The following is a 26,593-nucleotide window of genomic DNA, read 5'->3' as shown; positions in this document are numbered from 1 at the left end:
ACCTGGACTCCCGTGGCTCTTACCATCGGAATCGTCGGCCTTCCCAACGTCGGAAAGTCGACCCTCTTCAACGCTCTGACCAAGAACTCGGTGCTCGCCGCGAACTACCCGTTCGCCACCATCGAGCCCAACGTCGGGGTCGTGAATCTTCCCGATGTGCGCCTGCAGCAGCTCGCCGACGTCTTCGGCAGCGAGCGTCTCGTGCCCGCTGCGGTGTCGTTCGTCGACATCGCCGGCATCGTACGCGGCGCGAGCGAGGGCGAGGGGCTCGGCAACCAGTTCCTCGCGAACATCCGTGAAGCGGATGCCATCGCCCAGGTCGTCCGCGGATTCGCCGACGACGACGTCGTGCACGTCGACGGCGCGGTGAACCCCGCCAGCGACATGGAGACCATCAACGCCGAGCTGCAGCTCGCCGACCTCCAGACGCTCGAGAAGGCGATCACGCGCTACGAGAAGGAGGTCAAGGGCAAGAAGCTCGACCCCTCGGTGCTCGATGCCGCCAAGGCCGCGCAGGACGCTCTGCAGCGCGGCGTGCTCCTCTCGGCATCCGGTCTCGACCTCTCACCCATCCGTGAGCTGGGTCTGCTGACCGCGAAGCCCTTCATCTTCGTCTTCAACGTCGACGAGGCCGTGCTGACCGACCAGGCGAAGAAAGACGAGCTCGCGGCCCTGGTCGCGCCCGCGAAGGCGGTGTTCCTGGATGCCAAGATCGAGTCGGAGCTGATCGACCTCGACCCCGAGGATGCCGCCGAGCTGCTGGCGTCCACCGGTCAGGACGAGTCGGGCCTCGACCAGCTCGCCCGCATCGGTTTCGACACCCTCGGCCTGCAGACCTACCTCACGGCCGGTCCGAAGGAGGCTCGTGCCTGGACGATCCCGCAGGGCGCGAAGGCACCGCAGGCGGCCGGTGTCATCCACACCGACTTCGAGAAGGGCTTCATCAAGGCCGAGGTCATCTCGTTCGCCGACCTCGTCGAGCTCGGCTCGGTCGCCGAGGCCCGCGCGAAGGGCAAGGCCCGCCTCGAGGGCAAGGACTACGTCATGCAGGACGGCGACGTGGTGGAGTTCCGCTTCAACAACTGAGTGACCTCAGTCGCCACGCCGCTCGCGCTCACGCCCCGCAGTCTTCGCCTCGCCGTCACCCTCCGGGCCGTCGAACCTGCGTGAGAGCATGATGTCCGTGTTCATCTTGCTTACGGGCTCAATCGCACCTTCCCCGGGCGCGCCTGCGCCCGTCTCCGAAGACGTGAGCTGGGTCGAGGCGCTGTCCGCGATCTCCTCCGCCGTCGCCGCGCTGCTATCGATCGCGGCTGTCGCGGTGACGGTCTACGTGGCTCGAGTAGCGAGTAAACAGTCCCGCGATCTCGCCTCTGAGCAAGAACACCGGGAGTCGAGCGCCTTTCTCTCCTCCTGGAAGCAGGACGTGCTTGCGCACGGCAAAGCGGCGCTGTTGGCAGCCAGGAAGATTGAGGCACTGACGAGTCCGAGATTGTCGGAGTTGCTCTCGGAACATCCGATGAAGGCCTCCGAATCGGCGGATCTCAGGCGAGAGGTGCGCCACCTCCTGGCGGACCTGCGAACCGAGGTGGCGCTGTTACGGGCGATCGACACCACAATCGGTCCCGACCTTCCGCTCCCGGCGGAGCGCTTCGCCGGTCTGTTGAACGAAGCGGCCTGGATGGAGACCGATGCCACCCATCTTGCGTTCCTAGCTTTCTCGGGCGAAAGCGACGACGATGACGAATCGGTCGACCTGCACGACGAGGATGCTGTGGTCGATGCCCTGATGAACGGATCTTTCGTCAATCTAAACCCGCGACTACTCGCCGAATGCGCCGACATGAACGCGGACGACGTTCCGTCCTGGGGCGAGCCAGGATCGCCCTGGAAATCGATCTACGACAAGCGCGAGAAGCTTTTGCGCGGTCACCCCGCCCTGCGAGGTTCGTGGAAGCCGAGTTCCCTTGCCGAGGCCGCTACGCGCTCTCTCTCACTCACCACCGACCGCTTCGAAGACGCGCTCGTTCGGCTGCTGAGAGAGCTCGGCCCACGGTCCTGATCATCTCGTGCGACTCAACCCGCCGACCGTCCGGCAGAGGATGATCTCGACCGTCGCGCCAGGAGCATACACCGCAGCTCCCACGCCGCCGACACTCCGACCCACAGGGTGATCACCAGCGCGATGCCCCACTGCAGCGGCGTGAGACCGAAGAGCGGCGCGGCGATGAAGGTCAGGACTCCGCCGGCCGCGAATAGCGCGGTGAAGACGAGGAAGAACGCCAGGTGGCTGCCGAATGATCGAGACGGGATCTTCTGGGACACAGCAAGGAGGCTACCGCCCGCGTCGCTGCGAGGGTCGGCCTCACGATGCAGCAGCCGCACGGCGGCGCGCGTCAGCCCAACTCGGTCGGGTGCGTCAGACGCCACCACAGGGTCGGCTCATCGATCTCGCCGGCGATCTTCACCGGGGATGACGCCGTCTGCGGGCCCGCGGACCATGTCACCGTGCCGACGACCTCGCCGTCGGCGTAGTCCTGCGGAGTCGACGTGACCAGCTCTGCCGCGATGGGGGTGTCCGACCAGGTGCGCAGCGCCGTCGTCTTCGCCAGCACGAGCGACGCCGTCGACCCCCATGCGGTGGAGATGGAACCGATCTCGTCTCCGACCGTGCCCAGGCCGACCTCGTGGAATCCGTCCTGCAGGCTCTGGAGAAGCCGAGAAACGTCGCTGTCGGTGCTGTCATGCGTCGCGCCGCTCATGCGGACGCCGGTGATGGTGAGGGGCGTTCCCACTCCGACGTCGAGAGTCGAGGTGAACAGCAGGTTGAAGGTGCCGTCGCCGAGGTTGCCTGTCTTCATGCCCGTGATGCCGAGCGTGCCCAGCAGGTCGTTGGTGTTGGTGACGTAACCGGCACCCTCGACGCTGATGGAGGGCGTCCGCACGATCGACGCGACGACGGGGTTCGCCGCGGCGATGCGGCCCAGGGCGACGAGATCGCTCGGCGTGCTCGTGTTGCGGTCGTCGATGCCGGTGGCATCCACGATCCGCGTGTCGTTGAGACCGTTCGCGCTCAGCCACGACCGTGCCGCCTGCACGTACGCGCTCTCGGAACCGAACGCCCAGCGCGCGTTGGCCACGGCGTAGTTCGCCGCCGAGGGCAGCAGCATCGTCGCGAGCGAGTCGTGCAGCGACAGGCGCAGCCCGTCGGGCATCTTCGCGATGACCGCGCCCTGCACGTAGAACTGGTCGTAGAGGTCGGTGTCGGCTTCGGTGAAGGCGATCGTGGGCCCCGGGTCGCCGGGGCCGTCGAGCGGGTGGGCGTCGAGCACGACGAGGGCGGTGATCAGCTTGGCGATGCTGGCGATGGGCCGCGCGTCGTTGCCGCCCGACGATGCGAAGGAGCCCGCGGCATCCGGACCCAGGTAGGCCTCGCCGCCTTCAACGCTCATCAGCATCTCGCCGTCGGAGGGCAGGACGAGGGATGCCGCCGGCCCCGGGGCCGCGACCGGGGCCTGCGATGTGACGATCGGGGCCGGCAGGGCGGCCGAGGACGCCCACCAGACGTATCCGCCGCTGCCGCCGAGCACCAGGAACGTCACGACGAGGAAGACGATGAGGGCGATGCGGCCGGCGCGACCGTTGCTCTGCGGCTCGCGGGGAGCATCGTCGAGCAGCTCGTGGAAGTCGGCGAGGGTGTTCATGCGAAAGCCTCGACGCTGACGAGGACGGGAGCAGACGAGGGGCGCACATCTCGAACCTAACCCGCGGCGTTGCCTCAGGCCGAGAGGAAATTCAAGCCCCCCGTCGCGCGCGGGGGCCTCGACCTACCGTTAAGGCATCGGGAAATACCCGAGGACCACACGGGAGGAGCCGCCATGGGACTCGACGACAAGATCAGGAACGCCGCTGAAGACATCGCCGGCAAGGCGAAGGAAGCGTTCGGCAAGGGCACCGACAACGAGCGCCTCGAAGCCGAGGGCCAGACCGACCAGAGCAAGGCTCACGTCAAGCAGGCCGGCGAGAACGTCAAGGACGCCTTCAAGTAAGTCGCCCTCCCCGAATGCCCCGATCGTCCGCGGTCGGGGCATTCGTCGTTCTTCGCGGCGGCCGCGCGAATCCAGGATGCCGCGAGCTTGTTGCCGAGACCGCGATAATGGCGTCATGACCACTGTCGTTCCCACCGAGACGCCCACGCTCGTCTCGGGCACCCCCGTCGTCCTGCGTGCCCACGGCTACGAGGCCGCCATCGCGAGCGTCGGCGCCTCCCTCCGCTCGCTGACCTACGAGGGTCGCGATCTCGTCGTCTCTTTCGATGCCGACGAACTGCGTCCCGCCTACCGCGGTACGACGCTCGCGCCCTGGCCGAATCGCGTCGTCGACGGCATCCACCGCTTCGACGGCGTCGAGCACCAGCTCGCGTTGACCGAGCCGAACCGCGGGCACGCACTCCACGGGCTGCTCTCGTGGGCGGATTGGAACGTCACCGATGCGTCGGACGACGCGGCGACGCTCACGGCGACCATCACGGCGCAGGCGGGGTACCCCTGGTGGCTCGTCGTCTCGACCACCTACCGCCTCGGCACCGACGGTCTCACGCAGACCGTGCGCGCGACGAACCTGTCGGACACGCCGGCACCGTGGGGCACCGGCCCGCACCCGTACCTCGTCGCGGGCCCGGCGACCCTGGACGAATGGAGCCTGACCCTGCCGGCCGACACCGTGCTCGAGGTGACGCCCGACCGGCTGTCGCCGGTGGCCCTGGCATCCGTCGCCGTCGACGCCGAACGCTTCGATTTCCGCGACGAGCGGGTGCTCGGTGCGGTCGAGATCGACCACGCGTACACCGGTCTGATCCGGGATGCCGACGGCCGCGCGAGCGTCGTCGTCACCGATCCGTCGGGCACGGGGGTGGCGATGAGCTGGGCGGGCGAGTGCGCGTGGGTGCAGATCCACACCGCCGACCTGCCGGCGGGGCCCGGGACGCCCGGGCACCGCGCCGGTCTTGCCGTGGAGCCGATGACCTGCGCCCCCGACGCCTTCAACGACGACGCCTATGACTTCGACACCGGCGTGGTGTCGCTCGACCCGGGCGCGTCGCACGAGGCCGGGTGGACGATCTCGGCACGCTGAGACCACTGCGATGACAGAACCGCCCCGGGGTGATCCCCGGGGCGGTTCTTCTGTCGTGTCGGCGGCGTCAGACGACCTGCGCGCCGCACATGCCGCAGTCGCCGTGGACGGATACCTCGACGAAGCAGTCGGGGCACATCGTCCGCGTCGGACGATCGGTGATCGGCGTGGGCTTGGGGGAGGTGGTGCGACGTTGCGCGCGAGGCGCCGCAGCGGCCCGCGCGCGGGCGCTCGCGACGGGCGCGGCGGCAGGCGGGGGAGCGGCCGCCGGCTTGTGCGTCTCGCAGTAGAAGCGCACGAAACCGCCGTGATGCTTGGGGTGGCGGTGCTTGACCGCCCAGAGCTCGGTGCGCTCGTACAGCGGGCCATCGGCGCCGCAGGCGACGCAGCGGGTGGCGTCGCCCGGTACGACGTCGGCGACCAGGACGGGGGCGTCGAAGCGGATGGCATCGCGCCAGTCCTGCGACGAGACGATCTTCATGTGGTGACCTCTCTTCGGCGGTTCGGGCCGCCTCACCCCCAACGGTACGCTCCTCCCCACCCCCGCGGGACGCGGATCGTGCGTGCAGAGGGTGGACAGGGCCGCGGGGCCCCCCGTTAGGTTGGGAGGAATTCCCCGCGCCGCCTGGCCGGCGCCTGTCGAAGGAGAAGCATGGAACTCGCCGCATTAGGAGCCGTCGGACTGATCGTCGCGATCGTGGTGGTGGTCGCGATCGTCGTGATCGCGGTGCTCGCCCTCGTCATCCGCGGGTGGTACCGCGTCGCGAAGGCCGACGAGGCCCTGGTCATCGTCGGTAAGCGGCAGAAGAGCGCCGACGGCGAGTCGTCGCGCATCACGGTCATCACCGGCGGCGGCGCCATCGTCAACCCGCTCACGCAGCGGGGCGAGATGATCTCGCTGCGGGCGCGCCAGATCAAGATGGAGCCGACCGCGCAGTCGTCGAACGGCGTGACCGTGAACGTCAGCGGTGTGGCGCTGGTGAAGATCGGCTCCGATCCCGAATCGGTGCGCCGCGCCGCCGAGCGCTTCGCCTCGCAAGACAAGGCGATCGAGCAGTTCACCACCGAGCAGCTCGAGGGCGCGCTGCGCGGAGTGGTGGCCACCCTCACGGTCGAAGAGCTCATGCGCGACCGCCAGCGCCTGTCGGACCAGATCGCCGAGGGCATCAAGGGCGACCTGTCGTCGCAGGGACTCATCCTCGACTCGTTCCAGATCCAGGGCGTCACCGACGGCAACGGCTACATCGCGGCCCTCGGCGCCACCGAGGTCGAGCGTGTGAAGCGCGAGGCCGAGGTCGCCCGCATCAACGCGGTGCGCGAGATCCGCGCGCGTCAGATTGCCACCGACGAGGCGAACCTGATCGAGCAGACCGCGCTCGACAAGAACAGCGCCGCGGCCAAGGCCGAGGTCGGCCGCGCCAATGCCGAGGCCGAGCAGGCCGAGGCGCTGACCCGCGCCGAGCGCCGCCAGGCCGTTCTGCAGCAGGAGGCGCAGAACACGCAGGCCCGCCTGGAGTCCGAGGTCTCCCGCGTCGCCGACGCCGACCTGTACCAGCGGCAGAAGGAAGCCGACGCCGAGGCCTACGCGCAGATCAAGGCCGCCCAGGCGCGTGCCGAGATCGCGGAGCAGGAGGCCGCCGCCGTGCGCGTGCGCGCCGAAGCCGACGCGCAGGCCGTGCGCCTAGCCGGTGAAGCGCGCGCCGAGGCGATCCGCGCCGAGGCGGAGGCCCTGTCGCACAACCAAGAGGCTCTGCTCGCCCAGCGCGCGCTCGAGGCGCTCGTGCCGATGATGGCCGAGTTCGCCAAGGGCTACGACCGCGTCGGCAACATCACGGTGCTCGGCGGCGAAGGAGCCAGCGGCCACCTCGCGGCCGAATCGGCGACCGGCCTGCGCTCGTCGTTCGAGGCCGTGCGCGCGGCCACCGGCATCGATCTGACGCAGATCATCCAGGGCCGTGTCGTCGCGGACGCGTTCGCGCAGGCGCAGAAGACGGGCGAGCCCGCGTCGACGCGTTCGTACCCCGCCCCGACCGCGCCGCCGGCGCCGTCGGAGTCCTGATCGCGGTGGCCCGTGCCTGAAGCCCCCGAGGTCGAGGCGCTCGCGCTGTTCCTGCGCGAGCGCCTGACCGGGCGCGAGGTGACGGGGGTCGAACTGATCGAGGGGCGGGCGCTGAAGACCCGCGCGCGCCCACTCGACGAGCTCGTCGGCCGCACGGTGACCGCCGTCACGCGGCACGGCAAGCACATCGACCTCGATCTCGACGGCGTGCACCTGGGGCTGGGTTTCGGCCGGGCCGGCTGGGCCACGTGGAACTCCGCGCCCGAGGCGGACGACGACACCGCGCCCGTCGCGGCCGTGATCGCCCGGATCGCCTTCGCGCACGGCATCCTGGGCATCACCGATGCCGGGGAGTGGCTGTCCCTGCAGCTGCACGTCGTCGGCGCCGCCGACGAGGTGCCCTCGGTCGCCAAGCTGGGACCGGATGCCGCCGACCCGGGCTACTCCCGCGACATGCTCGCCGCGGCGCTGGGACACCGGCGGAAGCAGCTCAAGGCGCTGCTGCAGGAGCAGGAGACCCTTGCGGGGATCGGCAACGCCTACTCCGACGAGATCCTCTTCGCCGCGCGGCTGTCGCCGACCGCGCACGCGGCGTCGCTGACGGACGACGACATCACCCGCCTGTGGAGCGCGCTGCACGACACCCTGACGTCGGCCGTCATCGCAAGGCGCGGAGTGCCGATCGCGGACCAGAAGGCCGCGAAGGTCGCGTCGATGCGCGTGCACGGACGCACGGGCGAGCCCTGCCCCGACTGCGACGGCCTGATCGAGGACATTCCCGGTACGAAGGGTGGCGGGCAGTGGTGCCCGTCGTGTCAGGGGCCTGCTGCCTGACCGGTAGCAGTGCGTGCGCCGGACAGGTGTTGCGCAATATGGTGAACGCGACGGCCCACCTCGCCACCACCAGGAGCACCCATGACCGTTCAGCCGCCCGCCACCACCTATCCCGGCAAGACCCTCGGAATCGTCGGCCTCATCGCATCGATCCCGTTCAACGTGATCGGGCTCATCATCTCGATCGTCGCGCTCGTGCAGTCGAAGAAAGCCGGCTACCGGAACACCCCGGCGGTCGTCGGCATCATCATCGGCGCCGTGCTGACGCTTGCGACCGTGGTCGTCATCATCGTGGTCATGATGATCGCGTTCTCGTTCGTCGGCAATTGCGCGGAGCTCGGGCCCGGCATCCACGAGGTCAACAGCGTCGCGTACACCTGCAGCTGATCACGCACGTTGAAGGGGCCGCGGACGAGCAGTCCGCGGCCCCTTCGTCGCGCGGGGATCAGGCCGTCTGGCCCGAGTGCTTCCCCTCGGCGACTTCTTCGAGGAGCTTCGCGTTGAACGCGGGCAGGTCGTCGGGGTTGCGGCTCGAGACCAGGCCCTGGTCGACGTGCACCTCTTCGTCGACCCAGGTCGCGCCCGCGTTACGCAGGTCGGTCTGCAGGGTGGGGTAGCTGGTGAGCGTGCGGCCCTTCAGCACGTCAGCCTCGGTGAGGATCCAGCCGCCGTGGCAGATGACGGCGACCGGCTTGTGCTGGTCGAAGAAGTCACGCGCGAACGAGACGGCATCCTTCACGATGCGGATGTCATCGGCGTTCTGCACGCCGCCGGGCAGGACCAGCGCGTCGAAGTCGCCCGCCGAGGCGCTGGACACCGACAGGTCCACCTTCTGCTCGTGGCCCTTCTCGCCGCTGATGCTGCCGTCGTTCGGCGAGACGAGCACGGCCTCGGCGCCGGCGGAGGTCACGGCCTCCCACGGGCTGGTCAGCTCGCTGTCTTCGAATCCGTCTGTGGCCAGGAAGGCGATGCGCTTGCCGCTGAGATCGGTCATGGGTCGACTCTCTCTTTCTCGATCGGGGTCGCATCCACGCTAGGAACGGGGGTCGAGCCCGGGACGGGGGTTGCGGATGCCGCCGCCCGGGGTTAGCGGCGGCGTCCGGCCCCCGTCGGCGCGCGCCGGCGTAGCATGGAGCGCATGTCTGGTGACACCGCGTCTGACACGAAGCCCGCCGAGAAGCCGCTCATCACGCTGCTGGGTGCCCCCGCCGTCGAAGCCGACGACGAGGCGCGGCCCGCATCGCAGTGCTGCGGCGGCGGCTCGTGCTCGCTCTGACCGCGGCATCCTGAACGAGACGCTTCCGGCGCGAGGAGCGCGAGGCGTCGTGCCGCCACCTCCCCGCGTCAGTGCGCGACTGGCGCCCCACCCTCGAGGTGATCGGCGGGCTTGCGGATGAGGAACGCGCCGACGATCAGCGGCACCGAGATGATCGCCGCGATCAGGAACGCCATCCGCGTGCCCGCGGCATCCGCCTCGAGACCGGTGCCTGATGCGGCTGAGACCGACGACATCACCGTCACGAGCAACGCGATGCCCGCGGCGCCCGCGACCTGCTGCACGGTCCCGACGATCGCCGAGCCGTAGGAGTAGAACCGCGGTTCGAGGGAGCCGAGGGATGCCGTGAACAGCGGCGTGAACGACAGGGCGAGACCGATCATCATCACCGTCTGCACGACGATGAGCAGCACGAACGACGTGTCGGTGCCGACGGTGGTGTAGAACCACAGGGTGGCGCTGACGATGACGGCACCGGGCACGAGCAGGATCTGCGTGCCGAAGCGGTCGTAGATGCGGCCGATCACGGGACCCGCGAGACCCATGGCGAGCGAGCCGGGGAGCACGGCGAGTCCCGTCTCGAGCGGCGTCTTCTCGAGCACCGTCTGCAGGTAGAGCGGAAGCAGGGTGATCGCGCCGAAGAACGCCAGCGACATCACGCCCAGCTGGGCGACCGACAGGGTGAAGTTGCGCGAGCGGAAGACGCGCAGGTCGAGCAGCGCCGAGTCGGTGCGCTGCAGGCGCAGCTGGCGCCAGACGAAGGCCGCGAGCCCGATGACGCCGACGGCGAGCGACACGACCAGCGTGACGATCGACGCGTCGGCCGCACCGGCGTCGCCGCCGTGTCCGCCGCCGATCTGGCTGAGGCCGAACACGAGCCCGCCGAAGCCGAACGCCGAGAGGATGACGCTGGTGATGTCGATCGGCGCGTTGCGCGTGTCGCCGAGGTTGTGGATCCATCGGGCGCCGACGAAGAGCGCGACCAGGGCGATCGGGAGCACGATGCCGAAGATCCAGTGCCACCCGAGCGACTGCAGCACCAGGCCCGACATCGTCGGTCCGATGGCGGGTGCGAGCGCCATGACGATGCTGACCCGGCCCATCATGCGCCCGCGCTGAGCGGGCGGCACGATCGTCATGATCGTGGTCATCAACAGCGGCATCATGATCGCGGTGCCCGACGCCTGGATGACGCGGGCGACGACGAGCAGCTCGAACCCGGGGGAGAGGAACGCGACGAGCGTTCCCGCCGAGAACAGCGACATCGCCGTGATGAAGACCTGCCGCGTCGTGAAGCGCTGCAGGAGGAACCCGGTGATCGGGATGACGACGGCCATGGTCAGCATGAACGCGGTCGTGAGCCACTGCGCGGCGACGGCCGTGATGCCGAGGTCGCGGATGAGGAACGGGATCGCGACGTTCATCGTCGTCTCGTTGAGGATCGCGACGAACGCGGCGGTCAGCAGCAGCCAGATGACGCGACTCTGCGCGGCGGTGACGCCGGTGGCCGGTGCGGCACTGGTCGAGGCGGTGGGGACGGTGCCGGTGGCGGCCATGACGAGGTCCTATTCGTACGGGGGGCTTCGTGGCGCCACGGGGGTGACTGCGAAGGGCGAGAACGGCGAGGGGCGTCGAGATATTCCGACGTCGAGAGAAAAACCTGGGGGAGGGATGCCGCAGAGGGCGGGCGACCGATTCTACCCGGCGCCTTCCCGCGGCACCTGTTTCAAAGCCGGTGTCGGTGGTCGGACGTAGGCTGGCCCGCATGAACGCGGGTGGTGTGGGCGGAAGCATGTTCCGCGGCGTGGACGTCGACGTCCAGCGTCGGCAGAACGCGCAGGCGCCGCGCGTCGCGAACCTGGGCCGACGTGTGGTCGAGCTGTTCCGCCCGTACCGCTGGCGCATCGCTTTCACCGCGGTCCTGGTCGTGGTGGGTGCCGCGGTCGCGGTCATCCCGCCGCTGCTGGTGCAGCGCATCTTCGACGACGCCCTCTTCCCGGACGATGGATCGAGTCCCGACCTGCAGCTTCTCGCGGTCCTCGTCAGCGTGATGATCGCGCTGTTCCTCCTCTCGGCGGCGCTCAACGTGGGCCAGACCTGGCTCACCGCCACGGTCGGCAACCGGGTGACCGGCGACCTGCGTACGCGCCTGTTCGACCACCTGCAGTCCATGGAGTTGGGCTTCTTCACCCGTACGAAGACGGGCGTCATTCAATCTCGCCTGCAGAACGACGTCGGCGGCGTGTCGGGGGTGCTGACCAACACCGTCACGAGCATCCTCGGCAACGCCGTCACGGTGATCGCATCGCTGGTCGCGATGATCCTCATCGACTGGCGGCTCACCCTGATCGCGGTCGCGCTGATGCCGTTCCTCATCTTCGTGCAGCGGCGCGTCGGGCAGGTTCGTGCGCGCATCGCGGGTGAGACGCAGGAATCACTGTCGGAGCTGTCGGCGATCACGCAAGAGACCCTGAGCGTCAGCGGCATCCTGCTGTCGAAGTCGTTCAATCGTCAGCGTACCGAGTCCGCGCGTTTCGACGCCGAGAACGACAACCAGGTGCATCTGCAGGTGCGCCGGGCGATGAGCGGGCAAGGGTTCTTCGCCGTCGTGCAGGTGATCATGTCGAGCGTGCCGGCGATCATCTATCTCGTCTCCGGGTACCTGATCGGCGGTGGCGCCGGCGCCATCACCGCCGGCACGATCGTCGCGTTCACGACGGTGCAGGCTCGTCTGCTCATGCCCCTCATGGGGCTCATGCGCGTGGCGCTCGACGTGCAGACGTCGTCGGCGCTGTTCGCCCGCATCTTCGAGTACCTCGACCTGAAACCGGCCATCGTCGACGTGCCCGACGCGATGCCGGTCACCGCGGCGCCCGGCCCGCTCGGTCGCATCGAGTTCCGTGATGTCGAGTTCCGGTATCCCGACGCCCCCGCCCAGGCGCGGCCCACCCTCGACGGCGTGTCTTTCACCGTCGAGCCGGGGCAGCACGTGGCCTTCGTCGGTCCCTCGGGCGCGGGCAAGACGACGATTCTCTACCTGACGCCCCGCATGTACGAGGCGACGGGCGGCGCGGTGATGTTCTCGGGCGCCGACGTGCGCTCCCTCGATCGCGCGTCGATCATCGACGAGATCGGCATCGTCTCGCAGGAGACCTACCTCTTCCACGCCACCGTGCGCGAGAACCTGCGCTACGCGCGTCCGGATGCCACCGGTGACGAGATCGAAGCGGCGTGCCGCGCCGCGAACATCCACCACGTCATCGCGTCGTTCGAGGCCGGCTACGACACCGTCGTCGGCGAGCGCGGCTACCGCCTGTCGGGTGGCGAGAAGCAGCGCATCGCCATCGCGCGCGTGCTGCTGAAAGACCCACCCGTGCTGCTGCTCGACGAGGCGACCAGCGCCCTCGACACCGTGTCGGAGCGCATCGTGCAAGAGGCGCTCGAGACCGCGTCGCACGGGCGCACAACCCTGTCGATCGCGCACCGACTGTCGACGGTCATCGGGGCCGATCGCATCCATGTGGTGGATGCCGGACGCATCGTCGAGTCGGGCACGCACAGCGAACTGCTGGCCGCCGGTGGCCTCTACGCGAGTCTCGCCGCCGAGCAGCTCGCCGCGTCGTTCGTGCTGGCCGAAGAGCAACTCGACGCCGCGGGCCTCGCGCGCGCCGCGCTGCCCGCCCGTCGCGCCGACGAGGCGCCGGCGTAAGCGTCCCTCCGCCCGCATCTTCGCCGCATCCCCAGCTCGATGTGCGCCTGGCGCGCTGCGTGCGTCATCGCCGCCGTGTGGTGGGCGAGCGTTGACTCGCGGGAAGTGCTCGCGCGGGGGTGGGCGCGGTGTGCACGGGCCGCGAGTCATCGGCGTCGGCGCCGGGGTGGGTGTGCGTTGAGTTGCGGGAAGTGTTCGCGCGGGGGCTGATGCCGTGTGCACGGGCCGCAAGTCATCGGGGTCGGCCTGGGTGTGCGTTAAGTTGCGGCGGGTGTTCGCGCGGGGGCTGGGTGGGTGTGCGCAGGCCGCAAGTCAGCATCGGCGCCGGGGTTGGCGTGGGTTGCGTTGCGGCGGGTGTTCGCGCGGGGGTTGGTGCGGTGTGCACGGGCCGCGAGCCACCTCATTGGGGTGGGTCTGTGTTGAGTTGCGGCGGGTGTTCGCGCGGGGGCTGGCGGGGCGGGCACAGGCCGCAAGTCACAGCCGAGGGACCGGGGGACCCGGGGGACCCGGGGCAGGCGGCTCCTCAGGCGGGCAGCGTCTCGAGGAACGTCTCGAGCGCGATGCGGTACGCCGGGTCGGGGTGCGTCTCGGCGATGCGCAGCAGCGGGGGCAGGTCGAGCGTGCGGATGAGCGCACCGCGTTCGTGCACCGCCGCGTCGGCCCCGGCCGCGCGCAGCAGGGCGATGCCCTCGCCGAGGGCGTCGAGGTAGTCGCGCAGCACGTCGAGCTCGGCGAGGCGCTGGGTGATCGAGCCGCCGTCGCGGCGCTGGCGCCATTCGACGACCACGTCGGGCACCACGTCGAAGGTCGCCGCGACCGTGTACATGCGCTGCGCGAGCACCTGATCCTCGTAGTACCAGCCCTCGGGGAAGCGCAGGCCGTGCGCGCGCCAGAAGTCGGCCCGGCTCACCTTCGACCACGCGACGATGTTCCCGGATGCCGCCGGGTGCGCCGCCAGTGTGGTCCGTTCGCGTGCCGGGTCGGTGGCGGCGGCGACCCACGGCTGCACTTCGCCGGCGGTGTAGCCGGAGCCCTCGGCATCCGGTCGCAGACGCACGTACGCCCCGACCACGAAGTCGCTGCCCGTGCGGGCGAGGGTGGCGGTCAGCCGCGCGAGGGCGTCGGGGCGCATCCGGTCGTCGGCGTCGAGGAAGGCGATGTAGGGAGTGTCGGCGAGTGCAAGGCCCGTGTTGCGGGCGGCGCCGAGACCGCGCTGCGTGTCGTGGCGCACGACGCGGAAGCGTGGATCGGCGGCCGCGGCGTCGGCGAAGATGCGTGTCGTTTCGTCGGTCGACGCGTCATCGACGAGCACCGCCGCCCAGTCGGGATGCGTCTGCGCGCGGAGCGAATCGAGCGCCTCCTCGACGTACCCGGCGACATCGAAACCGGGGACGATGACGGTGACCGCGCGAGGACTCACCCGCGCGATCCTACGGCGGAAACCGCCTCGGCGACCGCGTCGGCGACCGGGTCGAGGGATGCCGTGAGCCCGTGCGGCAGCGTGAAACGCACCGCCGTGCGCGCGTCGTCGGGCGCGACGCCGAGGGCGAGGAGCACGTGCGACGCCTCGTCGCTGCCCGCGGCGCACGCCGACCCGCTGGAGGAGACGATGCCGCGACGCTCGAGTTCGAGCAGGACGGTCTCGCCGTTCGTGCCGGGGAAGACGAAGCTCGCTGTGCCTGGGAGTCGCCGTGTCGGGTGGCCCGTGAGTCGGGCGCCGGGCACGAGCGCGAGCACCCGCGCGATGAAGGCGTCGCGCAGCGCCGAGACCCGAGCGGCCTCGTCGACCCGTTCCGCGTCGGCGAGTTCGAGGGCGCGGGCGATGGCCACGGCCCCCGCGACATCGGGCGTGCCCGAGCGGCGCCCGCGCTCCTGCCCGCCGCCGTGCAGCAGCGGCTCGAACGGCAGGCGCCCGCGCACGGCCAGGATGCCGGTGCCCTTCGGGGCGCCGATCTTGTGGCCGGCCACGGTGATGGCATCCGCCCCCAGCCCGGCGAGGGGGAGCCACCCGGCCGCCTGCACCGCATCGAGGTGCAGCGGCACACCCCGCTCATGGGCGACGGCCGCGAGAGCGGCCGCATCCTGGATCGTGCCGGTCTCGTTGTTGGCGTACCCGATGCTGACCAGAGCCGTGTCGTCGCGCAGGACGGCCGCGAGGGTCTGCGGGTCGAGGACGCCGGCGGCGTCGACCGGGACGTGCGTGAGGTCGACGGCGTGCAGCCGCGCGAGGTAATCGGCGGAGGCGAGCACGGACTCGTGCTCGATCGCCGTCGTGACCAGATGTCTCTTGCCCGAGCCGAGCACGAGCCCCTTGATCGCCGCGTTGTTGGATTCGGTACCACCGGAGGTGAAGACGACGTCGCCCGCGCGCATCCCGAGCACCCGGGCGACGCGCGCCCGTGCGTCGTCGAGGGCGGATGCCGCGGCCTCGCCCACCTCGTGATGGCTCGACGGGTTGCCGAAGAACCGCGTCAGGTACGACGCCATCGCCTCGAGCACCTCGGGGCGCACGGGGGTGGTGGCGGCGTTGTCGAGGTAGAGGGTCACGCCGTCTCGATACGGATGTCGAGGCCCAGGTCGAGCGACGGCGCCGAGTGCGTGAGCGCACCGACCGAGATGACGTCCACGCCGGTCTCGGCGATCGCGCGCACGGTGTCGAGCGTGACCCCACCCGACGCCTCCACCTGCGCGGCGCCGGCGATGCGGGCGACGCCGGTGCGCAGGTCGTCGAGCGAGAAGTTGTCGAGCATGATCGTGCCGACCCCGGCGGCGAGCACGGCATCGATCTGGTCGAGGCGGTCGACCTCGACCTCGACGTGCGTGGTGTGGGGCAGTCGCGCGATGGCGCTCTCGAGCGCCTGCGTGACCGACATGCCCTGAGCGGTCAGCACCGCGAGGTGGTTGTCTTTCGCCATCACGGCGTCCGACAGCGAGAAGCGGTGATTGTGGCCGCCGCCGTCGCGGACGGCCTGCCGTTCGACCGCGCGGAGGCCGGGCGTCGTCTTGCGCGTGTCGGCGATGCGGGCCCCGGTATGGGCCACCTCGGCGACGTAGCGGCTGGTGAGCGTGGCGATGCCCGACATGCGCTGCACGAAGTTCAGGCCGATGCGCTCGGCGGTCAGCACCGCGCGTGCGGGACCGGCGACCACGGCCAGCGTGTCACCCGACGCGAAGCGCGCGCCATCGAGCACCCGCTGCTCGACGACGATCGACGGGTCGGTGAGGGTGAAAGCCGCGGCGAAGACCGCTGCCCCGCTGAAGACACCGTCGACACGCGCGACGAGGGCGGCGCGCGCCGTGGTCGATGCGGGGATGAGCGTCTCGCTGGTGAGGTCGCCCCAGGGTGCGTCCTCCTCCAGCGCAGCGGCGACGACGCGGTCGATGGCGGCTCGGGTCAGCATGCGAGGGCCTCCTGCGGCAGGGGAGTGGATGCCGGGGTTTCGGCATCCGGGGCGTCGGAGCGGAAGTGCGCCCCGACCGAGACTCCGCGCGCGCGGGCGGCGGCGACGACGTGGGTGGCGACGAGGAGCAGGTTCGCGTCTTCGATGGAGCGCGGTGCGTGTTCGGCGCTCCAGGCGGCGAGCACGCCGGCGGCGCGGTCGAGACCCGAAGCGTCGCGCACGAGGCCGGCTTCGGCCCACATGAGCTGCTGCAGCGCCGCGCGCGAGAACACCGGCGCGTCGGCGGCGGGCTCGACGGCGGGCTCGGGGGCGGGCTCTGCGACCGGGGCGACGGCGGGACGCCGGCCGGTGCCCGCGTCGCCGCCGCGCGCCACGGCATCGCCCGCCCGCGCGCCGAACACGGCGCCCTCGAGCAGGGAGTTGGATGCCAGCCGGTTCGCGCCGTGGACGCCCGTGCGCGCGGTCTCGCCCGCCGCGTACAGCCCCGGCACGGTGGTGCGTCCGTCGAGGTCGGTGACGACACCGCCCATCAGGTAATGCGCGGCGGGAGTGACGGGAATGGGCTCACGCGCCCAGTCGAGACCGCGCTCGCGCACGGCGGCGTCGATGGTGGGGAAGCGCGCGGCGAGGCGCTGCGCGCCCAGCGCGGTGGCGTCGAGGCGCACCGGGTGCCCGTTCTGAGCCGCCATGGCGCGGGCGTTGGCGCGGGCCACGACGTCGCGCGGGGCGAGTTCACCGTCGGGGTGCGCGTCGAAGCAGAACCGTCGACCCGCGTCGTCGACGAGCGTCGCACCCTCGCCGCGAACGGCCTCGGACACCAGGAACGGCGCCCCGACCGCGAGCGCTGTGGGGTGGAACTGCACGAACTCGAGGTCGGCGACGGCCGCGCCCGCGCGCAGGGCGGCGGCGATCCCGTCGCCGGTCGCGCCCGCGGGGTTGGTCGTGTGGGCATAGAGCTGCCCGGCGCCGCCGGTCGCGAGGATCACCGCGTCGGCGTCGAGGCGCTCGCCGCCGTCGAGATCGATGCCCGCGACCCTTCCGTCGCGCAGTACGAGGTCGCGAAGCAGCGCGTGCTCGCGCACGACGATGCCGGCCGAGCGCACCGCGGCGCCGAGCGCCGCCTGGATCTCGGCGCCCGTCGCATCACCCCCGGCGTGCAGCACGCGGGCGACGGCGTGGGCGGCTTCCAGCCCCCGCGCGAACTCACCGTCGGCCGCGCGGTCGAAGGCGACGCCCCGCGCGACCATCTCGGCGATGCGCTGCGGACCCTCGCCGACCAGCACGTCCACGGCGGCGGGGTCGTTGAGCCCCGCGCCGGCGGTCATCGTGTCGTTCGCGTGCGAGGCGACGGTGTCGGCGGGGTCGGTCACCGCGGCGACGCCCCCCTGCGCCCAGCGGGTGTTGGTGTCGTGCAGTGCGCCCTTGGTCACGACCGTGACACGGCATCCGTTCTCCGCCGCGTGCAACGCCGCCGTGAGACCGGCGATGCCGCTGCCCACCACGACGACCGTGGTCATTTCACGGCGCCGTTCGGCTTGGCCGCGAGCATGCGCTCGAGGGCGACCCGGGCGGGATCGGCCACGTCGGCCGGCACGGTGATGCGGTTGACGACCTCACCTGCGACGAGCGACTCCAGCACCCAGGCGAGGTAGCCGGGGTGGATGCGGTACATCGTCGAGCAGGGGCAGACGACCGGGTCGAGGCAGAAGATCTCGTGCTGCGGGTACTGCGCGGCCAGGCGCTGCACGAGGTTGATCTCGGTGCCGATGGCGAAGGTGGTCGGTTCGGTCGCGGCGGCGATGGCCTTGCGGATCACATCGGTCGAGCCGGCCTCATCGGCGGCATCCACCACGTCCATCGGGCACTCGGGGTGCACGATGACGCGGACGCCCGGGTGCTCGGCGCGCGCCCTGTCGATCTGGTCGACGGTGAAGCGGCGGTGCACCGAGCAGAAGCCGTGCCACAGGATGACGCGGCTGTCGGCGATCTGCGCCTCGGTCGAGCCGCCGAGGGGCTTGCGGGGGTTCCACATCGGCATCTGCTCGAGCGGCACGCCCATCGCCTTCGCGGTGTTGCGGCCGAGGTGCTGGTCGGGGAAGAACAGTACGCGGCGGCCGCGCGCGAACGCCCACTCCAGCACCGTCCGTGCGTTGGAGGAGGTGCAGACGATGCCGCCGTGACGGCCGACGAAGCCCTTGATGGCGGCGCTGGAGTTCATGTACGTCACCGGGATGACGGGCACGAGACCCTCGGCATCCGGGGTCTCGAGGTCGCCCAGCACGTCGGCGAGCTGCTCCCAGCACTCCTCGACCTGGTCGATGTCGGCCATGTCGGCCATCGAGCAGCCCGCCGCGAGGTTCGGCAGGATGACGGCCTGCTCGGGCGTCGACAGCAGGTCGGCGGTCTCGGCCATGAAGTGCACGCCGCAGAACACGATGGCCTCGGCCTGCGGGTGCTCGAGCGCGGCGTTGGCGAGCTGGAACGAATCGCCCACGTAGTCGGCGTGGCGCACGACCTCTTCGCGCTGGTAGAAGTGCCCGAGCACCACGACCCGATCGCCGAGGGTCTGCTTGGCCGCGCGGACGCGCGCGTCGAGCTCGTCGTCGGACGCATCGCGGTAATCCTGCGGCAGCTCACCCTGGCGGGGCGCGCCGGTGGGGATGACGTCGCCCATCGACGAGCCCGGGCCGTAGCCGGGGCGGGTGTCGAAGTCCCAGGGGCCGACGGCGAGGTCGGTGGTGCAGGTGGCGTCGGTGGAGGCACCGGCGACGATCGCCTGGATGGCGTGGTCGACGCTCGGGTCGATCGCGGGGCGGGGCTGCAGGGTGAGGGGTGTGGCGGCCATGGGCGTTCCGATCAGTGACGGGAGGGGAGCGGGCCGCGGTCGGCGAGCTCCACATCGCGGTTGTAACGGTAGAGACGTGCGGGGCGGTGGCTTCCGGTGCGGAAGCGGTCGGTCGGGATGAGCGTGTCGGACGTGTCGACCTGACGGCGGAAGTTCGCCGGATCGAGACGCTTGCCGAGGATGGTCTCGTTCACTTCGCGGAGGTCGGCGAGGGTGAACTCGTCGGGCAGCAGGCCGTGCGCGATGCGGCTGTAGCCGACCTTGTTGCGCAGGCGCCACAGCGTGTACTCGACGATGTCGTTGTGGTCGAAGGCGAGCGTCGGCAGGTCGGTCGCGTCGAACCATTCGACGTTCTCGGGGGCGTCGCCGCTGCGCGCGTGGGCCGCGACCTGCGCGTCGACCTCGTCGGAGCGCAGCAGCGCCCAGTAGACAATGGAGACCACGCGCGTGGGGGAGCGGTCGACGGCGCCGAAGGCGTAGAGCTGCTCGAGATAGCTCGGGGTGAGTCCGGTGGTCTCGGCGAGGGTTCGGGATGCCGCGACGTCGAGCTCCTCGGTCGAGTCGAGCCAGCCGCCGGGCAGTGCCCACCGGCCGTCGAACGGGTCGCGCGTGCGGCGGACGAGCGGGAGCGAGAGCACCGGTTCGTCGTGCGCGTCACGGCGGACGCTGAAGATCACGGTGGACACCGCGACGCGCACGTCGGCGTCACGGGGCTCGGGCTGGGGGGTTCGTGTCATGGTGACCATATCTCCGGCTCCGATCTTAGTGTCATTTCGACCTGAAGGGCGAATCCGGTGCGGATCGCCGGGTTCGAGGGCGCGCCGCGGAGCGGCTTGGGGCGGATTCCGCCGGTTGGGGCGGAAATGGCCCGCCCCGACGTGCGGAATCCGCCCCGAGGTGCGGAATCCGCCCCGAACCGGGCCGAGGCGCGAGCGCACGGCCTGGGCACGCATCGCCCAACGTGCGGAATCCGCCCCGAATCGTCGAACGCACGGGGGCCGCCGCCGTCAGCGCGTCGAAAGGGTTCTCCCAGACGTGCGGCCTAGCGTGGGGATCGGATTCAGGAGGTCGGATGCCGATCATCGACATCGTTCTGATCGCCCTGTTGGTGATCGCGCTCATCACGGGTCTCTCGCGCGGGTTCCTCGCCACGATCGGCTTCTTCGCCGGTCTCGCTCTCGGCGCCGTCGCCGCGTACTGGGCGACCCCGTTCGTCGGACAGTGGGTCACGTCGCCGTCGTGGCGCGGTCCCGCCATGGTCGTCACCGGCATCCTGCTGCTGCTGATCGGGTCGGGGCTCGGCACCGCTGTCGGCGGATTCTTCCGCCGGGGCGCCGACCGCATCAAGCTCCGCGTGCCCGAGCGATTGCTCGGCGGGCTCGTCAACACCGCGGCGGCCGCGCTCGCCATCTCGTTCGTCGCCGGCTCGCTGACCCCCGCGGGCGTTCCCGTCGTCTCGGCGGCGCTGGGATCCTCGACCGTGGTGCGCACGATCGACGACCTCACGCCGGCCCCCGTGCGGGGCGCGCTCGCCGAGCTCCGAGGGACCGTGTTCGCCGAGGGAATTCCGCGCCTCGGGCAGCTCATCCAGATCGGCCCCGTGCCGAGCACGCCCGAGATCGCACTCGACGACCCCGCGCTGACGCAGGCGGCGCAGTCGGTCGCGCGCATCTCGGGCACCGCCTACGCGTGCGGCGTCACCTCGAGCGGGTCGGGCTTCGTGGTGGCATCCGATCGTGTGGTCACCAATGCGCACGTCGTCGCCGGTGTCGACACCCCCGTCGTCGAACTGCCCGGACGCCCCGCCCGTGAGGGACGCGTCGTCTACTTCGACCCGATCGACGACATCGCCGTCGTGGCGGTGGACGGGCTGGATGCCGCACCCCTCCCGGTCGCATCGACCCTCGGCGTCGGATCCTCCGCGGTGGTGCAGGGTTATCCCGGCGGTGGCCCCTTCAGCTCGGGGAGTGCTCAGGTGCTGTCGGAGGGGACCGTGCCCGTTCCCGACATCTACGACTCGTCGTCGTCGGCGCGCGACATCTACGCGCTCGCCGCGATCGTGCGCCCGGGGAATTCGGGTGGGCCGCTGCTCACGACGAGCGGCGAGGTCGCCGGTCTCGTGTTCGCGCGCTCCGACACCGACGACAACGTCGGGTACGCCATGACGCCGGTCGAGCTGGAGCCGGTCTTGACGCAGATCGATGCGCTGTCGGCGCCGGTGGCGTCCGGAAGCTGCACGCGCGGCTGACCTCACCCGGGTGAGAGTCGACGAGGCTCGCCCCGGGGCTGACCGCTCCTCGATCGATGTCGCGGGCGCTCTCCGGCGTGAGTGAGCATGAGCCTCGTGTCGTTCTTCCCACGCTCCCTTGTTCCGGAGGAGTCTCGGCCCGGCCGCGGATAGGGCGTCGCCGACGGTGGACCGCGCTGGGTCAGGGGCTGTGCCCCACCCACCGCTCCGGTAGGCTGACCGCACAAGTCCACACCGGCCCCATGATCGATGCGGGAGAGCTCCGGCGCACGCAGCCGGGCACCGAAGGAGCAAGCCTCCCCGCCAATCTCTCAGGTACGCGTACCGCGTCGATCGGGCCACTCTGGAAAGTGATCCGGGTGCACCGCGCCGGATCCGCCGACGGTGAAAGCCGCGTGAGAACGCGGCGAAACTCTCAGGCCCATGACAGAGGGGGAGTTCTTCAGGCGCCGACCGGCGTCTGTCCGTCACCGCGAACGGCAGAACTCATGACCGAAACCCCCGCTCCACCGCGCACGTCGCCGCTGCACGACCGGCACGAAGCCCTCGGTGCCTCGTTCACCGACTTCGGCGGGTGGAACATGCCCGTGCGCTACACCTCCGACCTCGCCGAGCACCACGCCGTGCGCCGGGCGGCCGGGCTCTTCGACATCTCGCACATGGCCGAGTTCGTCGTCACCGGCCCGCGGGCCGCGGCATTCCTTGATCACGTGCTCGCAGGCCGCCTGTCGACGATGAAGGTCGGCAAGGCGAAGTACTCGCTCGTGCTGGCAGCGAGCGGCGGCATCGTCGACGACGTGATCGTCTACCGCACGGGGCCGCAGAGCTTCCTGGTCATCTCGAACGCCGGGAACAGGGATGCCGTGGCGGCGGCGCTCGACGCGGCGCAGCGCACGTGGGCCTCGGCGTCGGACGCTTCGACAGGCTCAGCGACCGCCGCGTCCGCGACCGCCGCGTCCGCGACCGCCGCCTCCGCGGCCGCCGCCTCCGCGACCGCCGCCTCCGCGTCCGGCGCCTCCGCGTCCGCCACGGCCGCTGCTGACGCCACCTCTGCTGACGCCGCAACCGAGGTCCCTGAGCCTGTCGAAGGGGCCGCGCCCCGCTCCTTCGCCGTCGTCGCCGGCTCCACCGGCCTCCGCGTCGAAGACGTCACCGACTCTTACGCCCTCATCGCCCTGCAGGGCCCCGAGGCTCGCGCCATCCTGAGCTCCACCCCGGGTGTGGAGATCACCGGCACCGCGCTCGACGAGCTGGGCTACTACGCATGGACCGAGGGCACCTTTCAGGAGGCATCGCTGTTCATCGCCCGCACCGGATACACCGGCGAAGACGGGTACGAGCTCATGATCCCCACCGGTCAGGCCGGCGCCCTGTGGGATGCCGTCCTCTCGAGCGGACAGCACGCGGGGCTCGTTCCGTGCGGGCTCGCTGCGCGTGACACCCTGCGCCTCGAGGCCGGGATGCCCCTGTACGGCCACGAGCTCTCGCGCGACATCGTCCCCGCCCAAGCCGGCCTCGGACGCGTCGTCGCCGTCGACAAGCCCGCGTTCATCGGAAAGGACGGCCTCTCGTCCGGACCCGCCGATGCCCCCGTGCTGGTGGGTCTCGTGTCGGAGGGCCGCCGCGCGGGCCGCGCCGGATACACCGTGCTGCACGGCGACGACGTCGTCGGCGAGATCACGAGCGGCGCGCTCAGCCCCACCCTCGGCCACCCCGTCGCGATGGCGTTCGTCGCGCCCGCGGCATCCGAAATCGGCACCGAACTGACCATCGACGTGCGCGGAACCCGCATTCCCGCGACCGTCACCGCCCTTCCCTTCTACCGGAGAAACGCATGACCGACCTCACCGCCCTCAGCTACACCTCCGAGCACGAGTGGATCGCCCTCGACGGCGACATCGCCACGGTCGGCATCACCGACTTCGCCGCCGAGAAGCTCGGTGACGTCGTGTTCGTCGAGCTCCCCGGCGCCGACTCCGCGGTCAGCGCGGGCGACGTGTGCGGCGAGATCGAGTCGACCAAGTCGGTCGGCGAGCTCTACGCGCCGCTGTCCGGCACCGTCGTCGAGGTCAACGACGCCGTCGTCGACGACCCATCGCTCGTCAACGCCGAGCCCTTCGCCGGCGGGTGGCTCATCAAGATCCGCCTCGAGGGCGACCTGCCCGGCGATCTGCTCGATCGTGCCGCCTACGAGGAGCTCACCGCATGACCTCCGTCCTTCCCTCCCGCACGGATGCCGGGACCCCGGCCGCTTTCACGGATCGCCACATCGGCATCGGCCCCGACGCACAGGCGCGCATGCTCGAGGTCGTCGGGTACGACAGCGTCGAGGCGCTCGTCGAGACCGCCGTCCCGGCATCCATCCACGTGCAGCCCCGTGCGACGAGCTCGATCCCTCCCGCGGCCACCGAGGCCGAGGCTTTGGCCGAGCTGCGCGAGCTCGCCACGGCCAACCGCTCCGCGCGCCCCCTGATCGGTCTCGGCTACTACGACACCTTCACGCCGTCGGTGATCGCGCGGAACGTGCTCGAGAACCCCTCCTGGTACACCGCCTACACGCCGTACCAGCCCGAGATCTCGCAGGGACGCCTCGAGGCGCTCATCAACTTCCAGACGATGGTCACCGACCTGACGGGCCTCGCCACGGCGAACGCCTCGATGCTGGATGAGTCCACCGCGGTCGTGGAGGGCATGCTCGTCGCCCGCCGCGCGTCGAAGGCGAAGACCGACGTCTTCCTCGTCGACGTCGACGCACTGCCGCAGACGAAGGCGCTGCTGCACCACCGCGCCGCGGCCGTCGGCATCCGCATCGTCGAGACGACCTACGACGGCGACCTGCCCGAGGCGTTCGGCGCCTTCGTGCAGTACCCCGGCGCCACCGGTCGCGTGTGGGACTTCTCGCTCGTCGCCGAAGCCGTGCACGCGCAGGGCGGCCTCGTCGTCGCCGCGGCCGACCTGCTCGCCCTCACCCTGCTGCGCTCGCCCGGTGCTCTCGGCGCCGACGTCGTGGTGGGAACGAGTCAGCGCTTCGGCGTGCCGCTCGGCTTCGGCGGTCCGCACGCGGGCTACATGGCGGTGCGCGCGGGGCTCGAGCGCCAGCTTCCGGGTCGCCTGGTCGGCGTGTCCCAGGATGCCGTGGGCCACCCCGCCTACCGCCTGTCGCTGCAGACGCGCGAGCAGCACATCCGCCGCGAGAAGGCGACGTCGAACATCTGCACCGCCCAGGTGTTGCTCGCCGTCATGGCGGCGATGTACGCGGTCTACCACGGCCCGCAGGGGCTCAAAGGCATCGCGGCGCGGGTCGCGCAGAAGGCCGACGCCCTGGCATCCGCCCTCGCTTCGTTCGACCTGCACCTCGCCGGCGACGCCTTCTTCGACACCGTGCGCGTCTACGTTCCCGGCCGCGCGCAGGACGTCGTCGACCGCGCTCGCGATCGCGGCTACCAGCTGCTGTGGGTCGACGACGCCACGGTCGGCGTTTCGGTCGATGAGACGACGACGGATGCCGATATCGCCGCCGTCCTCGACGCGTTCGGGGTCTCGACCGAAGAACTGCCCGAGGGTGTCGCCCTGCGCGGCGTCGACGAGACCCTTCACCGCGACGACGAGTTCTTGACGCACCCCGTCTTCCACGCGCACCGCAGCGAGACGGCGATGATGCGCTACCTCAAGTCGCTCGCCGACCGCGACTACGCGCTCGACCGCGGCATGATTCCGCTCGGCTCGTGCACGATGAAGCTGAACGCGGCGACCGAGATGGCCGCGGTGTCGTGGCCCGAGTTCTCGCGCGTGCACCCGTTCGCCCCCGAGGCCGACGTGCACGGGTACCTCGAGATGATCGACCAGCTCGAGCGCTGGCTCGCCGAGGTCACCGGGTACGACGCGGTGTCGCTGCAGCCGAACGCCGGCTCGCAGGGTGAGCTCGCCGGGCTGCTGGCCATCCGCGGCTACCACCGCGCCAACGGCGACACCGAGCGCACCGTGTGCCTCATCCCGTCGTCGGCGCACGGCACGAACGCCGCGTCCGCGATCCTCGCGGGGATGAAGGTCGTCGTCGTCGCGTGCGACGAGGCCGGCAACGTCGACCTCGGCGACCTGCGCGCCAAGATCGCACAGCACGCCGACGCCCTGTCGGCGCTGATGATCACGTACCCCTCCACCCACGGCGTGTACGAGCACGACGTGCTCGAGATCACCCAGGCCGTGCACGACGCCGGCGGGCAGGTCTACGTCGACGGCGCCAACCTCAACGCGCTGCTCGGTTTCGCGCGGTTCGGCGACCTCGGCGGCGACGTGTCGCACCTCAACCTGCACAAGACGTTCGCCATCCCGCACGGCGGCGGCGGACCCGGTGTGGGCCCGGTCGCGGCGAAGGCGCACCTCGCGCCGTTCCTGCCCTCGCACCCGTTCTCGCAGCGGGCAGATCACGCCGGCGGCGTGTTCGACGGCGGCCCCGTGTCGGCCGCTCCGCACGGCTCCGCCGGCATCCTGCCCATCTCGTGGGCGTACGTGCGCATGATGGGCGCCGAGGGGCTCCGTCAGGCAACCGCCGCCGCGGTGCTCTCGGCCAACTACATCGCCACGCGCCTGCGCGAGCACTACCCGGTGCTCTACGCGGGGGAGGGCGGACTCGTCGCGCACGAGTGCATCCTCGACCTGCGTCCCCTCAAGGAGCAGACGGGCGTCACCGTCGACGACGTGGCCAAGCGCCTCATCGACTACGGCTTCCACGCGCCCACGATGTCGTTCCCGGTGGCCGGCACCCTCATGGTCGAGCCGACCGAGAGTGAAGATCTCGCCGAGCTCGACCGCTTCGTGGATGCCATGATCGCGATCAAGCACGAAGCCATCGCCGTGGCCGCGGGCGAGTGGCCCGCCGACGACAACCCCCTCGTCAACGCGCCCCACACGGCCGAGACGGTCGTCGTGGGGGAGTGGGAGCACCCGTACTCGCGCGAGACCGCGGTGTACCCCGTGCGTTCGCTCATCCGCGGCAAGTACTGGCCCCCGGTTCGACGCATCGACCAGGCATACGGCGACCGCAACCTGGTCTGCTCATGCCCGCCTCCCGAGGCGTTCGCCTGAGGC

24 protein-coding genes and 1 riboswitch are annotated in these 26,593 nt (G+C 70.8%); of the genes, 13 read left to right on the top strand and 11 right to left on the bottom strand.

The genetic code is table 11. From position 1 onward, the window contains the following. Nucleotides 1-12 precede the first annotated feature (12 nt). Together ychF and QE410_RS09635 are read left to right on the top strand one after the other, a co-directional pair. Nucleotides 13-1,086: a redox-regulated ATPase YchF gene (gene ychF, locus QE410_RS09640; RefSeq protein ID WP_307331057.1), complete on the top strand. Its 1,074-nt coding sequence runs from the start codon at nucleotides 13-15 to the stop codon at nucleotides 1,084-1,086. Between the two features lie 97 nt (nucleotides 1,087-1,183). Continuing rightward, nucleotides 1,184-2,062 (top strand): hypothetical protein, encoded by an 879-nt coding sequence (locus QE410_RS09635; RefSeq protein ID WP_307331051.1) that lies wholly within the window; start codon nucleotides 1,184-1,186, stop codon nucleotides 2,060-2,062. A 14-nt stretch (nucleotides 2,063-2,076) separates the two neighbouring features. Here the strand turns inward: QE410_RS09635 and QE410_RS09630 are convergent, their stop codons facing one another. Next, entirely contained in the window at nucleotides 2,077-2,325 is a 249-nt protein-coding gene (locus QE410_RS09630; RefSeq protein ID WP_307331048.1) for a hypothetical protein, read from the bottom strand. 71 nt (nucleotides 2,326-2,396) lie between these two features. Next, nucleotides 2,397-3,704: a D-alanyl-D-alanine carboxypeptidase family protein gene (locus QE410_RS09625; RefSeq protein ID WP_307331045.1), complete on the bottom strand. Its 1,308-nt coding sequence runs from the start codon at nucleotides 3,702-3,704 to the stop codon at nucleotides 2,397-2,399. 174 nt (nucleotides 3,705-3,878) lie between these two features. On the opposite strand from QE410_RS09625, the gene QE410_RS09620 reads away from it, so the two are divergent. Both QE410_RS09620 and QE410_RS09615 read left to right on the top strand, forming a co-directional pair. Then, nucleotides 3,879-4,049, top strand: coding sequence for a CsbD family protein (locus tag QE410_RS09620; protein WP_307331043.1), 171 nt, complete (start codon nucleotides 3,879-3,881; stop codon nucleotides 4,047-4,049). 115 nt (nucleotides 4,050-4,164) lie between these two features. Beyond that, on the top strand, nucleotides 4,165-5,133 hold the full coding sequence (locus tag QE410_RS09615) for an aldose 1-epimerase family protein (RefSeq protein WP_307331040.1): 969 nt from the start codon (nucleotides 4,165-4,167) through the stop codon (nucleotides 5,131-5,133). A gap of 67 nt (nucleotides 5,134-5,200) precedes the next feature. Here the strand turns inward: QE410_RS09615 and QE410_RS09610 are convergent, their stop codons facing one another. Beyond that, nucleotides 5,201-5,614 carry a glucose-6-phosphate dehydrogenase gene (locus tag QE410_RS09610; protein WP_307331037.1) on the bottom strand — a complete coding sequence of 138 codons (414 nt, stop codon included), beginning with the start codon at nucleotides 5,612-5,614 and terminating at the stop codon, nucleotides 5,201-5,203. A gap of 171 nt (nucleotides 5,615-5,785) precedes the next feature. Between QE410_RS09610 and QE410_RS09605 the strand changes: the two genes are divergently transcribed. The 3 genes from QE410_RS09605 (at nucleotide 5,786) to QE410_RS09595 (ending at nucleotide 8,413) form a co-directional block, all read left to right on the top strand. Then, nucleotides 5,786-7,192, top strand: coding sequence for a flotillin family protein (locus tag QE410_RS09605; RefSeq protein ID WP_307331034.1), 1,407 nt, complete (start codon nucleotides 5,786-5,788; stop codon nucleotides 7,190-7,192). Nucleotides 7,193-7,204: 12 nt separating this feature from the next. Beyond that, on the top strand, nucleotides 7,205-8,026 hold the full coding sequence (locus tag QE410_RS09600; RefSeq protein ID WP_307331031.1) for an Fpg/Nei family DNA glycosylase: 822 nt from the start codon (nucleotides 7,205-7,207) through the stop codon (nucleotides 8,024-8,026). Nucleotides 8,027-8,107: 81 nt separating this feature from the next. Beyond that, entirely contained in the window at nucleotides 8,108-8,413 is a 306-nt protein-coding gene (locus QE410_RS09595) for a hypothetical protein (protein WP_307331028.1), read from the top strand. 58 nt (nucleotides 8,414-8,471) lie between these two features. Here QE410_RS09595 and QE410_RS09590 read toward each other — a convergent pair whose 3' ends face one another. Next, entirely contained in the window at nucleotides 8,472-9,020 is a 549-nt protein-coding gene (locus QE410_RS09590; RefSeq protein WP_154921969.1) for a type 1 glutamine amidotransferase domain-containing protein, read from the bottom strand. Between the two features lie 144 nt (nucleotides 9,021-9,164). Here QE410_RS09590 and QE410_RS09585 point away from each other — a divergent pair, with 144 nt between their 5' ends. Then, nucleotides 9,165-9,302 carry a hypothetical protein gene (locus QE410_RS09585; protein ID WP_167345225.1) on the top strand — a complete coding sequence of 46 codons (138 nt, stop codon included), beginning with the start codon at nucleotides 9,165-9,167 and terminating at the stop codon, nucleotides 9,300-9,302. A 68-nt stretch (nucleotides 9,303-9,370) separates the two neighbouring features. Here QE410_RS09585 and QE410_RS09580 read toward each other — a convergent pair whose 3' ends face one another. Continuing rightward, nucleotides 9,371-10,858 carry an MDR family MFS transporter gene (locus QE410_RS09580; RefSeq protein ID WP_307331023.1) on the bottom strand — a complete coding sequence of 496 codons (1,488 nt, stop codon included), beginning with the start codon at nucleotides 10,856-10,858 and terminating at the stop codon, nucleotides 9,371-9,373. A 209-nt stretch (nucleotides 10,859-11,067) separates the two neighbouring features. Between QE410_RS09580 and QE410_RS09575 the strand changes: the two genes are divergently transcribed. Then, nucleotides 11,068-13,011 (top strand): ABC transporter ATP-binding protein, encoded by a 1,944-nt coding sequence (locus QE410_RS09575; RefSeq protein WP_307331021.1) that lies wholly within the window; start codon nucleotides 11,068-11,070, stop codon nucleotides 13,009-13,011. Nucleotides 13,012-13,534: 523 nt separating this feature from the next. Here QE410_RS09575 and QE410_RS09570 read toward each other — a convergent pair. The 6 genes from QE410_RS09570 to QE410_RS09545 are packed head-to-tail and all read right to left on the bottom strand — an operon-like array spanning nucleotide 13,535 to nucleotide 19,994. Further along, on the bottom strand, nucleotides 13,535-14,431 hold the full coding sequence (locus QE410_RS09570) for a glycosyltransferase family 2 protein (protein ID WP_307331019.1): 897 nt from the start codon (nucleotides 14,429-14,431) through the stop codon (nucleotides 13,535-13,537). Next, entirely contained in the window at nucleotides 14,428-15,498 is a 1,071-nt protein-coding gene (locus tag QE410_RS09565) for a cysteine desulfurase family protein (protein WP_373459369.1), read from the bottom strand. Before QE410_RS09565 ends, QE410_RS09570 begins: the two co-directional genes overlap by 4 nt. A 56-nt stretch (nucleotides 15,499-15,554) precedes the next feature. After that, entirely contained in the window at nucleotides 15,555-16,412 is an 858-nt protein-coding gene (gene nadC / locus QE410_RS09560) for a carboxylating nicotinate-nucleotide diphosphorylase (RefSeq protein ID WP_307331015.1), read from the bottom strand. Further along, complete coding sequence (nadB, locus tag QE410_RS09555; RefSeq protein WP_307331013.1) at nucleotides 16,406-17,929, bottom strand: L-aspartate oxidase; 1,524 nt, start codon at nucleotides 17,927-17,929, stop codon at nucleotides 16,406-16,408. The genes nadC and nadB overlap by 7 nt, the downstream gene beginning before the upstream one ends. Next, on the bottom strand, nucleotides 17,926-19,257 hold the full coding sequence (gene nadA / locus QE410_RS09550; RefSeq protein WP_307331011.1) for a quinolinate synthase NadA: 1,332 nt from the start codon (nucleotides 19,255-19,257) through the stop codon (nucleotides 17,926-17,928). The genes nadB and nadA overlap by 4 nt, the downstream gene beginning before the upstream one ends. Nucleotides 19,258-19,268: 11 nt before the next feature. After that, entirely contained in the window at nucleotides 19,269-19,994 is a 726-nt protein-coding gene (locus tag QE410_RS09545; protein ID WP_373459335.1) for an NUDIX domain-containing protein, read from the bottom strand. Nucleotides 19,995-20,329: 335 nt separating this feature from the next. Between QE410_RS09545 and QE410_RS09540 the strand changes: the two genes are divergently transcribed. The 4 genes from QE410_RS09540 (at nucleotide 20,330) to gcvP (ending at nucleotide 26,590) form a co-directional block, all read left to right on the top strand. Beyond that, complete coding sequence (locus QE410_RS09540) at nucleotides 20,330-21,505, top strand: MarP family serine protease (protein WP_307331006.1); 1,176 nt, start codon at nucleotides 20,330-20,332, stop codon at nucleotides 21,503-21,505. Nucleotides 21,506-21,747: 242 nt separating this feature from the next. Then, a riboswitch (glycine riboswitch) is annotated at nucleotides 21,748-21,842 on the top strand. Between the two features lie 151 nt (nucleotides 21,843-21,993). Further along, nucleotides 21,994-23,343 carry a glycine cleavage system aminomethyltransferase GcvT gene (locus QE410_RS09535; RefSeq protein WP_307331002.1) on the top strand — a complete coding sequence of 450 codons (1,350 nt, stop codon included), beginning with the start codon at nucleotides 21,994-21,996 and terminating at the stop codon, nucleotides 23,341-23,343. Next, a complete protein-coding gene (gene gcvH / locus QE410_RS09530) occupies nucleotides 23,340-23,714 on the top strand; it encodes a glycine cleavage system protein GcvH (protein ID WP_307330999.1) in 375 nt (124 codons plus the stop codon). Before QE410_RS09535 ends, gcvH begins: the two co-directional genes overlap by 4 nt. Then, nucleotides 23,711-26,590 carry an aminomethyl-transferring glycine dehydrogenase gene (gene gcvP / locus QE410_RS09525; RefSeq protein WP_307330997.1) on the top strand — a complete coding sequence of 960 codons (2,880 nt, stop codon included), beginning with the start codon at nucleotides 23,711-23,713 and terminating at the stop codon, nucleotides 26,588-26,590. Before gcvH ends, gcvP begins: the two co-directional genes overlap by 4 nt. Nucleotides 26,591-26,593 lie beyond the last annotated feature (3 nt).

It is taken from the genome of Microbacterium sp. SORGH_AS_1204 (genome assembly GCF_030818935.1).
GTDB lineage: Bacteria > Actinomycetota > Actinomycetes > Actinomycetales > Microbacteriaceae > Microbacterium.
This window is presented reverse-complemented; position numbering and strand designations above follow the sequence as displayed.